The 12346-nt window shown below is 69.6% G+C and carries 11 protein-coding genes; 1 reads left to right on the top strand and 10 read right to left on the bottom strand.

Going from position 1 to position 12346, the window contains the following annotated elements; genetic code table 11:
- Positions 1 to 285: 285 nt before the first annotated feature.
- Positions 286 to 1761 (top strand): sugar transferase, encoded by a 1476-nt coding sequence (locus ACI79O_RS01760; RefSeq protein WP_456892299.1) that lies wholly within the window; start codon positions 286 to 288, stop codon positions 1759 to 1761.
- A 4-nt stretch (positions 1762 to 1765) separates the two neighbouring features.
- On the opposite strand, the gene ACI79O_RS01755 is transcribed toward ACI79O_RS01760, so the two are convergent.
- The 10 genes from ACI79O_RS01755 to ACI79O_RS01710 all read right to left on the bottom strand — a co-directional run bounded on the left by ACI79O_RS01755 (position 1766) and on the right by ACI79O_RS01710 (position 12189).
- The gene (locus ACI79O_RS01755; RefSeq protein ID WP_456913212.1) at positions 1766 to 2503 is read right to left on the bottom strand and encodes an SGNH/GDSL hydrolase family protein; all 738 of its coding nucleotides are present in this window, start codon (positions 2501 to 2503) and stop codon (positions 1766 to 1768) included.
- A 209-nt stretch (positions 2504 to 2712) separates the two neighbouring features.
- Positions 2713 to 3381 (bottom strand): arsenate reductase/protein-tyrosine-phosphatase family protein, encoded by a 669-nt coding sequence (locus ACI79O_RS01750; protein WP_456913211.1) that lies wholly within the window; start codon positions 3379 to 3381, stop codon positions 2713 to 2715.
- A 170-nt stretch (positions 3382 to 3551) separates the two neighbouring features.
- Positions 3552 to 4949, bottom strand: a complete 1398-nt coding sequence (locus ACI79O_RS01745; RefSeq protein WP_456913210.1) for a polysaccharide biosynthesis tyrosine autokinase — start codon at positions 4947 to 4949, stop codon at positions 3552 to 3554.
- A 125-nt stretch (positions 4950 to 5074) separates the two neighbouring features.
- Positions 5075 to 5797, bottom strand: coding sequence for a class I SAM-dependent DNA methyltransferase (locus tag ACI79O_RS01740; protein WP_456913209.1), 723 nt, complete (start codon positions 5795 to 5797; stop codon positions 5075 to 5077).
- 23 nt (positions 5798 to 5820) lie between these two features.
- A complete protein-coding gene (locus ACI79O_RS01735; RefSeq protein ID WP_456913340.1) occupies positions 5821 to 6861 on the bottom strand; it encodes a GNAT family N-acetyltransferase in 1041 nt (346 codons plus the stop codon).
- Positions 6861 to 7796: a glycosyltransferase gene (locus ACI79O_RS01730; RefSeq protein WP_456913208.1), complete on the bottom strand. Its 936-nt coding sequence runs from the start codon at positions 7794 to 7796 to the stop codon at positions 6861 to 6863. The genes ACI79O_RS01735 and ACI79O_RS01730 overlap by 1 nt, the downstream gene beginning before the upstream one ends.
- 35 nt (positions 7797 to 7831) lie before the next feature.
- Positions 7832 to 8980, bottom strand: coding sequence for an aminotransferase class I/II-fold pyridoxal phosphate-dependent enzyme (locus tag ACI79O_RS01725; RefSeq protein WP_456913206.1), 1149 nt, complete (start codon positions 8978 to 8980; stop codon positions 7832 to 7834).
- Between the two features lie 137 nt (positions 8981 to 9117).
- Positions 9118 to 10047, bottom strand: coding sequence for a GNAT family N-acetyltransferase (locus tag ACI79O_RS01720; RefSeq protein ID WP_456913205.1), 930 nt, complete (start codon positions 10045 to 10047; stop codon positions 9118 to 9120).
- On the bottom strand, positions 10044 to 11360 hold the full coding sequence (locus tag ACI79O_RS01715) for an ABC transporter ATP-binding protein (protein WP_456913204.1): 1317 nt from the start codon (positions 11358 to 11360) through the stop codon (positions 10044 to 10046). The genes ACI79O_RS01720 and ACI79O_RS01715 overlap by 4 nt, the downstream gene beginning before the upstream one ends.
- A complete protein-coding gene (locus ACI79O_RS01710) occupies positions 11350 to 12189 on the bottom strand; it encodes an ABC transporter permease (protein WP_456913202.1) in 840 nt (279 codons plus the stop codon). Before ACI79O_RS01710 ends, ACI79O_RS01715 begins: the two co-directional genes overlap by 11 nt.
- Between the last annotated feature and the right edge of the window lie 157 nt (positions 12190 to 12346).

Genomic DNA, 12346 nt, shown 5'->3' with positions numbered 1-12346 from the left:
GAGGGTATCGGTCGGAACCGGCTCCCCACAGCGCCGTGAGACGGAGATCACGAGGCAACCGGCTGGCCACGAACCCTGTGGTCAGGCCCACACGGCCCCTCATCGTTCGCCACAGTGAGGTCGTCGTGCCCCGCTGTGACGTCCGGGCACTCGGAGTGGTGTCGCCGGGGGCTCCGTGGCCCAATGACACGGCGCGGACGTGCAGCCTCTGGTGTCCGCCGTCCACGGGGTGAACGGGGAGTGAGCATGTCGGCTACCAGCGTGCACGGCTCGAGACGGACGTCCGTGACGTCGCCGTCCACTGACGGGTGGGACCTCTTCGCCCCCGGCATCCGCGGCGAGGGCACCATCGCCCGACGCGCCTGGCGGCGGAACTACGTCCGACGGACGGTGGCCCTGGATGCTGTGTGCGCCGTACTCGCCGGTCTCGTCGGCTACTGGCTGTGGTTCGAGGTGATCGCCGCACTCGGTCCACGGCCACCCCTGTGGGAGGCGTTGCTCGTCCCGGTCGTGTGGCTGCCGGCGATGTCGGTCGCCCGGACGTACGAGGAACGGTTCCTCTGGATCGGCGTCGAGGAGTACCGCAGGGTCCTCGCCGCGGCCGTGGTCGTGCTCGCGGTCGTCGGGACGGTCTCCTGGGCCCTCCGGCTGGAGGTGGCACGCGGGTTCGTCGTCCTCACCCTCCCTCTGGCCGCCCTCCTGACACTGGCCAGCCGCCTCGTGCACCGGCACTGGCTCCGCCACGAGCGCCAGCGTGGGCAGTACCTGCAGACGACGATCCTGGTCGGTCCGCGTGCCGCCGTCGCGGCGCTCGACGAGCAACTGCAGCGGTCGCCGCACCAGGGATACCGGGTCATCGGCTGCTGCCTGCCGGCCGGGGAGCAGGCGACCGGGGCTGATGCGTTCAACGGCCTGCCCGTCCTCGGCGACGTGGCCGAGGTCGCCGACGTCGTGAACCGGTTCGAGGTCGACACGGTCGCCGTCCTCCCCGGACCCGACCTGCACGGCTCCGTGCTCCGGCGGCTCGGGTGGGAACTGGAGGACACCGACGCCGAGCTCCTGCTGGCCCCCGCGGTCACCGACGTGGTGGGTCCCCGGGTGCACATCCGCCCGGTCGCGGGCCTGCCGTTGCTGCACATGGAGCGCCCCGAGCTCACCGGGGTCCGCCGGTTCACGAAGGAGGTCGTCGACCGCAGCGCGGCCGCCGTGGGACTGCTGGTCCTCGCGCCCGTACTGCTGGCGGTCGCCGTGGCGGTGCGCGTCAGCAGCCCGGGACCGGTGTTCTTCCGTCAGGAGCGGGTCGGGCGGTGCGGCGAGACCTTCACGATGCTCAAGTTCCGCAGCATGGTGCAGGACGCACCTCGACTCGTGGAGCTGCTGGCCGCGGCCGACGAGGGCAACGGGGTCCTCTTCAAGATGAGGGACGACCCGCGGGTCACCCGGGTCGGGAGGACGCTGCGTCGCTACTCCATCGACGAACTCCCCCAGCTGATCAACGTGCTCCGCGGGGACATGTCACTGGTGGGTCCCCGTCCGCCGTTGGCCAGGGAGGTCGAGCAGTACGGGACGGACATGCGGCGGCGTTTCCTGGTGAAGCCCGGGCTGACCGGCCTCTGGCAGGTCAGCGGGCGGTCCGACCTGTCGTGGGACGACTCGGTCCGCATCGACGTCCGGTACGTGGAGAACTGGTCCCTGGCCCTCGACCTGATGATCCTGTGGAAGACCGTCGGCGCGGTCGTGCGCGGCTCCGGCGCCTACTGACGGCTCACCCGCCCGAGGTGGCCCCTGCCCCCGCCGCCTCGTCGAGCGCTCCCTCGACCACCGGTTGCACGAGGCCGGCGAGTGCCGCCTGCCCCTCGTCGGTCAGGTGGACGTCGTCCTCGCCGACCGATCCGGCGTCCTCGGCGAGCCAGCCCTCGGTCAGGGGGTCGACGAACGGCACCGAAGCGGCCTCCGCCGCGGCACGGACGACGTCGCGGTTGTTGCGGACCCCCGCCGGCGGGTCACCACCTGGCCACACGGGCCCGATGACCACCAGTGCCGCATCGGGGGCCTCGTCCCTGACCGTGGCGATGCTCTCCTCAGCGGCCGCGGACACCTGGTCCGAGATCCCCGACGCATCGAAGCGACTGCCGAACAGGACGACGAGGTCGACATCGGAGAGGTCGGCCTCGGCGACGAGGTCGGTCAGCGTCGACTCCTGCGCCGTGGTGGAGACGTAGCCGGAGTCGCCGGTGGTGACGGACTCGATCTCGGCGTCGGGCAGGCGCTCGTCCAACAACGCAGGCCACGCGACCGCATCCTGACCGGTACCGCCCGTGTCGCTGTCACCGATCACGAGGACCCGTGCGCGGTCTGCCGTTTCGTCGGACGGCGTGGCGGACGCGGATTCGGACGGCGTGGGGCTCGGCCCGCTCTCGCCCGTGGTCGCCGGTGCCGCGGTGCCGCTCGAGGCCGGAGCGGCGCGGTCCAGTGCGACCGGCAGCAGCGCGATGGTCGCCACGAGGCCGGCGACCATCGTGATCCACGCCCACGCCGGCGGCTCGTTCCACCAGTGGGTCCCCCGTGCCATGGCGGGAAGGTACCCAGCGCGACGGACCGACGCCCACAGACGCCACCGGTCAGCCGGCGCGGCAGCGGAGAGCCTGGTCCGCCCTCTGACGAGCGCGGTCGCCCGTCAACGGCACCCTCGGGAGCCCGGCACCACGTCGGTCACTCGGCCGGGACGCGGCCGCGGACCACGTCGGGGCGCGCGCTGGGCACCACGGTCGGCCCTTCCTGCGCGGGGGAGGCGAGGCGTTCGAGTACGCGGATGAGTGCGACCGCGATCGCCTCCCCGACGTCCTGGTGGACCTCGACGGGCTGCCCGATCGGGTCCTCGACGTCGTCCTCCGGACCGCTGCGCCACCGCGAGCGGGCAGACGCCAGGTGCTGCACCAGGCGGCGAGCCCGCTCCACGACATCCGCGCTGGCCACGTCGACGTCCTCGCCGATGACGTCGAGCAGGCCTGCGGCCTCCCGGAGCGTGTAGGTCCGGGACAGCGCCCGCGGAGCAGCGCGCAGGACATCGCGTCGGTGCTGCCGGGTCATCGTCAGTGTCAGATCGGCACCGTCTGCCATGGCGCCGACGAACTGGCGGGCGTGGAAGCCGGAGGGGTCTCCACCGAGTCCACGCAGGACGAGCGCGCTGTCGGGGTGCATCGCCGCCCCCGAGACGGCTTGGGTGCCTGCGCTGACCAGCCGGATCCGATCGGCCGTTCCGTCACCCAGGGACTCCAGGTACGCGCGCCCCAGGCGCTCCCCCAACGCCGACCGACAGATGTTGCCCGTGCACACGAGCAGGACGGTGAAGGTCGGCTCGACGGTCGGGTGAGGGGACACCCGATCATTCTCCGGGTCGAGAGGGGTCGACAGCCATCACGGCTCGACCGCAGCGGACGCCTCCCGACGTCCGTGGGGGCGGGAGCGGACCGACCGACCGTCAGGCAACGAGGACCCCGGGGACCAGCCGTGACGGTGATCAGTGCCCTGCCAGGACCGGGTGGGTGCGGTCACCCGTGGCGGGGGCTGTTGTCACGCGGCCCCCGGTGCTTCGCTGCCGTCCCGTACGTGTGCATGTAGCCGTAGTCCGAGACGAGGCCGGGGGTGGGCGGGACGATGTTGAGGATCACGCCCAGCTTGGTCGCCCGTACCCGGTCGAGCGCCGCCGCAGCCTGCTGCACCTGCTCCTTGCGGGTGGTTCCGTGGCGCACCGAGAGCAGGACACCGTCCATGTGCACCGCCAGGCCGGAAGAGTCGGCTACCGGCAACAGCGGTGGGGCGTCGAACAGTACGTATTCGCTCTTCCCACGCAGCTTGTCCACGAGAGCGGCCATCTGGCTGGAGGCGAGCAGCTCTCCCGGGTTCGGCGGAGTGGGCCCTGCGGCCACCACGGAGAGCGGTTCCTCCCCGTACTGCTGTATGACGTCGTCGAGGTCGGCGCTGCCGGCCAGGACGTTCGTCAGGCCGACGTCTCCCACGAGACCCAGGTACTCGGTGACCTTGGGCCGGCGGAGGTCCGCCTCCACGATGGTGACCGAGTGACCCGCGTCGGTCAGGGCCAGTGCCAGGTTGACCACCGCTGTGGTCTTCCCCTCCGCTGGGAGTGCGCTGGAGACCATGATGACCTTGGGTGGCTCGTCCACCTTGAGGAACCGGAGGTTGGTGCGCAGCTGGCGGTAGTCCTCGGCGGTCCGGTTCGTGCTCTGCCGGTCGAAGACGTGCCGCTTGTTGAGCGTCTCGTCACGGAAGACGACGCCGATCACCGGAGCGCCGACCAGTTCCGCGGCCTGTTCCGTGTCCTTGACGGAACGGTCCAACCGGGTCCGCAGCAGGGCCAGGGCGACGCCGATCAACAGACCCACCAGGGCCCCCAGCACCGTGTCGCGCCACGTCTTCGGGGACGTCGGGGACTCCGCGACCTCGGGACGGTCCGTGACCGTGACCCGCACCGGTGAGGCAGCGCCGTCATCGGGTGTCTCGAGTTCGGCCACCAGGCCGGGGAACTCGGCTCCCACGGCCTCCGCGATGTCCCGGGCCTGCGCCGGGGACGGGTCCTCGACCGCGACGTCGATCAACACCGTGTCCGCCACGGCTGTCGCGGTGATCCGGTCGCTCATCTCGGTGGGCGTGTCCTCGACCCCGAGGCGCTCGACGACACGGGCAGCCAGTTCCTCTCCGGTCAGGAGCTCGGCATACGATCCGACGCGCTGCTGCGAGAACTGACCTCCCTGGAAGACATCCGAGGTGGAGCGCGAGTCGGTGGTGGAGACGAACAGCTGGGTGTACGACGTGTACAGCGGCGTCTGCAGGAGGCTGGCCCCCAGCGCCGCGGCCGCCCCTACCACCAGCCCGATGACGGGGAGCCACCAGGCGGCACGAACCGCAGCGAGCACTTGGCGGAGGTCCATGTACGTCCGTTCGTCTTCTGCACCCGTGGTCCCCGAGGGACGCCCCGGGCATTCGGACGATAGGTCATCCCCACGGGGTTGACGATCCGCGGCGGCGGAGGCCTACCTCGGAACGGTGATCCCGATCAGCCCTCGGCGCCGCCGTCGTGACCCGGCGCTCGCCCGACGTAGAGGCCACGGTTCAGTGGGCCCTTCGGGTCGAACGACACCGCGAGGCCGGCGTCGTGCATGGCCGCCTCGTGCTGGTCCCTGGTGAAGAGCCCGATGCGGTGCTGCTCGACGGTGTGCTCCACGCCGTCAGGAGTCCCGACGAGGTAGTGGATGTCGAGCACCGAGACATCCCCTTCCCGCTTGCTCGCGTACATCCAACAGATCTTGAGCTCGTCGCTCTGGAAGTGGTTGGCCGTGATGGTGTCGGTCCAGTAGCGGTCCGGCTCGAACCAGGGCTCCACCAGCAGCAGGCCGCCCGGTGCCACATGGCGCGCCATGGTGGCGACGGCCTGCCGCATCCGGTCGGCCGACTGTACGTAGCCGATCGCGCTGAACAGACAGGTGACGACGTCGAAGTGCCGGGGCAACTGGAAGTCGACCATGTCAGCCTCGTGGAGAGGCACTCCGGGACAGCGTTCCCGGGCGGCAGCGAGCAGTTGTCCGTCGATGTCGAGGCCCTCGACGTCGTAGGAGTCGCGGAAGTACTGGAGGTGCTGCCCGGTGCCACATCCGACGTCCAGCAACGTGGTCGCGTGGGGCGCCTGCGAGCGGATCACGTCCCGCAGACGTTCCGTTGCCGCCCGGTAGTCCACGAAGTGGTACAGCGCGTCGTAGAAGGGGGCCGACTTGGTGAACACGGGTCCTCCGGGACTGGTGGGCGTCAGGGGGTCAGGGTGCGGTCGGCGGGCTGGTCCGTGGCCAGCGCGTCCGGTGCCCGGTACGCGGGGAAGAACCCGGCCCGGTCGGCGGGGTCCTTGCCGGCGGCTCGACAGAGGGCCGCGTACGCCTCCGGCCGGTAGACCTCCTTGAGTGCTCCCAACGGGAGGCGCCGGGCGCCGAACCGCTCCTTGAAGTCAGCGATGCCATCGCCCCGGCGCACGCCTCCGCCCAGGTTGAGCCGGGGGATGCCCATCTCGCTGAGCGCCTCGACCGCGGACCAGATGAGGACGGCGGAGTAGGACCTCCCCTCCGGCCGCGAGATGCCGAACAGGTATTCCGCACAGTGTGGCGTGTGGGCGAACACGCTCACGGCAGCGATCGCACCGTCCGGCTCCTCCACCCCGAGCACGAGGACGTTATCGAGCCCGAGCAGGCTCTCCCAGGTGAGCGCGGAGAAGGCGTAGACGGCGCTCGCGCCGCGCTCGGACAGGAAGCTGCCGACGTTGTCGAGGAACCACCGGGTCAGGCGCTCGCGGTCGTCGATCACCCGGGCCGGCCCATCGGCGAATGCCCGCAACTGGCGGCGCCGGTTCGTCGAGAGCGCTGTGTGCAGCGCCTCGACGCCACGGTCCAGATCGAGGACGTAGACGTCGTTGTGCTCGGTGTACTCCCCCGACCGACGGACCACGCTCGGCGTCAGTTCGGGGTTCAACCCCAGATACCCGCAGACGTACCCGCGGTCCCGTGCGAACACCGACCAGTCGTCCAGCACGTCGAAGTCGAGGCCGACACCGACCACGCCGCCGAACCCGTACGGAGTGACGACGTCCACCGTCCCCCCGTCACCTCGCTCCGAGATCGCACACACGGCGCGCGAGGTCCCGCGCGCCCAGGTCCACAGGTAGGTCGGCCAGCCCGTCGTGAAGTACATGGCACGACAACTGGCCCAGGTGTGCGCGAAGGCGTGCGGAATGCCTGCAAGCGTCTCCTCCCACGCGTTCCGGTTCTCGAGCGGGATCAACTCCTGCCGCGACGAGGGCATCAGGACCACCTGGTCGAGTGTCGAGGCGTCGACAACCGCATCGACAGCCAGAGGGCGAGGCGGAACCGTTCGCCGTGCCCGCGCCCCAACCGTCGCGGATCCGGGGGCCATGTCCGAAAGCTCTCGGCGAGACGACGTCGAGCCGCCTCGCGGTCGCCCCGCCGGAGGTGCTCGCGAGCCAGTCGGGCGAGGACGACCGCCAGCCGGCGCCGACGCCTCCAGTCATCCTCGGGCGGGACCACCTCGTGCATGCCCTGCAAGAACTCCACGTCCAACTCGAAGCGCCGCAGAGCGGTAATGCCCGAGTACATTCCACCGTCGTGCAATCGGTAGACACCCATAACTTCGGGCAGGTAGTGCAACTCCCCGTGCTGGGCGGCGAGGAAGTACAGGGGTAGATCGCCCCACGGAAGGTCGAAGTACCACGGCGGCAGGGGATCGATCGCCTCCCGCCGGAACACCGGGGCACAAGCGGCCACCGGGTTGTAGTCGAAGAGTTGACCGGTCTCGAGTCGTAGGGGCTGGGACAGCGGGGTGTAGAGCGTGTCGGGCACGTTGCCGCCGTCGGCCCGTCGCACGGCGTTGTGGAAGACCATGGAGCACTCGGGATGCCGGTCGAGGTGGTCGACCTGCAGGAGGAGCTTGTCGGGACTGGTCCAGTAGTCGTCGCCATCTAACCCGGCGAGGTACCGGCCGCGGGAGTGCCTCACCAGTTCTCCGTAGAGCACCTTGCCCTCACCCCCCATGTTGTGCTCGGGGAAGACGGGCGTTACAAGATCCGGGTACCGTCGCGCGTATTCGTTGATGACCGACCGCGTGCCGTCGGTCGAGCAGTCGTCCCCGATGAGGACCTCGAACGTGACGCCACGCTGTTCGAGGACCGCGTCCAGCGCCTGAGCGATGTAGCGCGCGTGGTTGTAGCTCGTGATGAGCACGCTGACGAGGATGTCGGACGCCTCAGCGGAGGACGTCATCCGGCGCCGCCGGACACGTTCGTCCGCTCGTCCCGTCGACGTCCCTGGTCGCCAGGCGCGGCCGCCAAGCGCCGAGTCAGCGCTTCTCCGGCGCCCTGGGCCCGCCGGATGATCCCGGTGATGACGGCGATGTCGTCGGTGGTCACGCTGGTCCCGGTCGGCAACGTGAGGACCCGCGCGACCAATCGGTCCGTCTCGGGGAACGTCCTCCCTGCACTGCACGCGGACGCGTACGGCTCCGACCGGTGGCAACCGGGATGGAAGTAGCGGCGGGCGAGGACGTTCTCGGCCCACAGGACGCGCTGCAGGTCATCCCGTGACAGTCCGGCCGAATCGTCGACTTCGATGACGACGTACTGGCGGGTGGTGGACTCCTCGTCGTCGTACGGCGCGAGAGTGACGCCCGCCAGACCGTCCAGCCCCACCCGGTATGCCTCCCAGTTGCGGTGGTTGATGGCGACGAACCGGCTCCTCGACTCCAGGGAGGTCAGGCCCATGGCCGCAGAGACCTCCGTCATCTTGCCGTTGGTGCCGAGACTGTCGACCCGGTCGTAATCGGCGAACCCGAAGTTGCGCATGAGCCGAGCGCGGGCGGCCACCTCGTCGTCGTCGGTCACCAGCGCCCCGCCCTCGAAGGCGTTGACGTACTTGGTGGCGTGGAAGCTGAACACCTCCGCCCTCCCGAAGCCGCCGATCATGCGACCACGGTGGGAGCACCCGAACGCGTGGGCGGCGTCGAACAGCAGCGCCAGTCCGTGGCGATCGGCGATGTCGGTCAACGCCTCGACGTCGCACGGCCGTCCCCAGAGGTGCACGCCGAGGATCCCCGTGGTCCGCGGGGTGATCAGGGCCTCGATCTCGGCCGGGTCGATGTTGTGTGTACGGGGGTCGACGTCGCAGAACACCGGGGTGATGCCCTGCCACTGCAGCGCGTGCGCCGTCCCGACGAAGGTGAAGGGAGTCGTGATCACCTCGCCCTCGAGTCCGACCGCGCGGATCGCGATCTCCAGAGCGAGGGTGCCGTTGCAGGTCGCCACACAGTGCCGGACACCCACGATGGACGCGATCGCTTCCTCGAACTCCGCGACCAGGGGACCGTTGTTGGTGAGCCACCCGCGGTCGAGGATTCCCTCCATCCGCCGCATGAAGGCCTTCCGGTCCCCGAGGTTCGGACCTCCGACGTGTCGCGGCTGCGAGAAGGCCGGCGCCCCTCCCAGGATGGCCAGGTCCGCCTCTGGTGCTCGACGGTCGTCCTCCGCACGGACGGAACCCATGCTGCGCATCAACCCTTCGTCGTCAACTGACCGGTGAGATCGGCGTCGGACGCCCGATAGGCCGGAAACCAGGTCGTGCGCGCCTCTTTGTCCGCACTCAGCCTGGCGTAGGCGCCCGGATCGAGGATCCTGCCGCAGAGATACGCCGGACGGTCACCGTTGGCCCAGCCGCCCTTGAATCGCGAGAGACCGTCCTCGGCGGCGCCCGCGCCGGCCACCCCGCCGAGGTCGACGAGCCCGATGCCCTGCTCCTGCGCGTGCTGGAGCGCGAGGGCGAAGACCGCGTAGGAGGCGCTGACCTCGTATCCGGCCGGCGCTGATGCACCCAGGTGGTAGTAGGCGTGGCGGTCGTCGGCCAGCCACAGCGCCATGCTGACTGTCCGTCCCCCTCGCTCAGCGCGGACGGCAAACATCCCGGGCGTCGACAGTTGTCGTCGGAAGGACTCCCGCGAGAATGCCCGGATCCCGACGAGTCCGTGCCGATCCACCAGACGGCCGTACAGCTCCACCCAGTCGTCGAGGAAGAGTAGGGGGTCGGCCAGGACCTCGACCTCGACCGCTCCCGCCGCGCGACGGAGATGGCGCCGGTGGTGGGCCGGCAGCCGGGCCGGCGCCTCCAGGTCTCGTGTGAGGTGTCGCTTGAACTGGACCAGGCGATCGGGGAAGGCCTCGCGCAATCGCTCCGGGTCCGGGGAGGTCAGCGGGTCGGCTACCACGACCAGGCTGACGGCGTCGTCGATGTCCTCGAGATCGGCAGGCAGAGATGCCCAGTCGACGCAGCTGAACAGCGGGTAGGGCCCCATGAGATCGCGGTGCCCGGTCACGGCAACCGGGCGCTCGAGCAGCCAGCCATCGCTTCGTCGCAGGTGCACCGGGTCACCGAACTCGGCGAGTGACGCCGCATAGACCTGATCGGCATAGGCGGGTCGGCCTGTCACGAGACGTCCTCCACGGCGGGACCACTGTCCAGCAGGTGCTCGGTCTCCCAGGCCAGCTGTGGCCGGACGGCCCCCTCCCAGCGGCCGAACCATCCCTCACGACCCGCCGCGTCGTCGCGGACGTCGAAGACCAGCAGGTCGTCGACCTCGAAGATCACATAGCTCCCGTTCTCGACGACCATGAGCTGGATGCTGTGCATGCCGTCGTTCAGGAGGTTCGCGGGTATGTGGCACGTGTCCCGGAAGAGACCTCGAGGGAACGGCCGCCCCTGCCACACCCGCTCCAGATAGGGGAGGGCATTGAAGACCCGTGTTCCCTGCTCGTTGTAGACGTGCAGACTGAGGTTGAGCCGAGCACCGGGACGCAGGTTCCAGTACTCGATCTCGATCGCGATGGGAGTCCGCACGTCGATGACGTCGGTGTTGGAACCGTCGCTCGGGCGCACTGCGGCGCGGTGGAGTCGGACGGCGTCGTTGCCGGGAGCCGTCTCGGGATGGGGCCACGACTGCTCGCTCATCGCAGAGAAGGACGTCGACAGGTACGAGGAGACCACCTCGGCAGTCGGACCGTCGGCCACGCACCGGCCGCCCTCGAGCCAGATCGACCGGCGACACAGGGCCTCGACCGCTGCCATGTTGTGACTCACGAAGAGGACCGTGCGGCCACCACGGGCCGCGTCGTCCATCTTGCCCATGCACTTCTTCTGGAACTCGGCGTCACCGACCGCCAGGACCTCGTCCACCACGAGGATCTCGGTCTCGAGGAAGGCTGCGACTGCGAAGGCGAGCCGTGCCCGCATGCCGCTGGAGTACCGCTTGACCGGGGTGTCGACGAAGCGTTGGACACCGGCGAACTCGACGATGTCCTCGAGCTTCCGCTGGATCTCCCGACGACGCATGCCCAGGATCGCTCCGTTCAGGAGCACGTTCTCCCGGCCGGTCAACTCGGGGTGGAAGCCGGTGCCGACCTCGAGGAGGGCCCCCACTCGCCCCGACACGACCGCCTCACCCTCGGTCGGTTCGGTGATGCGGGAGAGGATCTTGAGCAGGGTGCTCTTCCCGGCGCCGTTGCGTCCGATGACGCCGAGCACCTCACCCTTGTGCAGGTCGAAGCTGACGTCGCGCAGCGCCCAGAACGTGCGCTCATCCTGTAGTGGGCGGTCATCCGACGTCTTGCTCAGTCTCGTCAACGACGAGCGGACCGCCCGCGACACGACATCGCGAAGAGCCAGGTACGGCTCCCTCTCCCCCAACCGGTACCTCTTCCCCAGGCCGGTCACCCGGAGCGCCAGGTCCTCCTCGCTAGACGGCATCGGCGAAGGACCTCTCCACACGACGGAAGTAGACGAGCCCTCCGGCGAAAATCATGGCCACCGCGGCGATGGACACGAACAGCGCTGGGCCGGGCGCCTCGTCGCCGAGCAGGGCCCACCGGAAACCGTCGATCACGCCCGCCATCGGGTTCAACCCGTACAGCAGGCGCCAGGGCTCCGGCACCAGGGACGAGGGGTAGGCGACCGGGCTGGCGAAGAGCCAGATCTGCACGATGAAGGAGAGCGTGTAGCGCACGTCGCGATAGCGGACGTTGAGCGCGGACAGCCAGAGCGAGACGGCGAGGGCGGTGGCCGCGGCGAAGAGCAGGAACAGCGGCAGGGTGAGGATCGCGACCGTCGGCACGATGCCGTAGAAGAGGATCAGCCCGACGAGGACGACGAAGGCGATCATGACGTCGACCAGGCCGGCGAGGACCGCTGCGGTGGGGACGACCAGACGCGGGAAGTAGACCTTGGTGAGGACTGCCTCCTGCTCCACGAGGCTGTTGCTGCCCTGCACGACGGCGTTGGCGAAGAAGGTCCACGGGACCAGCGCGGTGTACGCGAAGACCGGGTACGGCACGTCACCCGACGGGATGTTGGCCAACACACCGAAGAAGACGGTGAACACCGCCATCGTGGCGACCGGCTGGAGGACCGCCCACGCCGCTCCCAAGGCCGTCTGCTTGTAGCGGACCTTGACGTCTCGCCAGGTCAGGAAGTACAGGAGGTCCCGAGCGAGCCACAGCTCTGACCAGCCGATCCGGACCCGTCCTCGTGACGGCCCGATGATCGTCGACCGGAGAGCAGCAGGTTCAGCTGAGCTCACGTGGCGGACTCCCTGACGTCACGCGGTGGGAACATCCGCACCTTCCTGTCCTCCCTCCTCGACCCACTCAACCGCCGACCGGGAGCCCGCTGAGTCAACAATGGAACCAGCCGGGTCGCCAGCCCTTCCGATCGACGTCCCCCCAAGGGACGGGTCG

The organism is Geodermatophilus sp. SYSU D00696, assembly GCF_054050235.1.
This window is presented reverse-complemented; position numbering and strand designations above follow the sequence as displayed.

Bases quoted from the DNA above. Each gene is read 5' to 3' on its own strand.
- ACI79O_RS01745 (WP_456913210.1), bottom strand. From the start codon at position 4,949: ATGGACCTCCGCCAAGTGCTCGCTGCGGTTCGTGCCGCCTGGTGGCTC.
- ACI79O_RS01735 (WP_456913340.1), bottom strand. From the start codon at position 6,861: ATGCCCTCGTCGCGGCAGGAGTTGATCCCGCTCGAGAACCGGAACGCG.
- ACI79O_RS01725 (WP_456913206.1), bottom strand. From the start codon at position 8,980: ATGCGGCGGATGGAGGGAATCCTCGACCGCGGGTGGCTCACCAACAAC.
- ACI79O_RS01715 (WP_456913204.1), bottom strand. From the start codon at position 11,360: ATGCCGTCTAGCGAGGAGGACCTGGCGCTCCGGGTGACCGGCCTGGGG.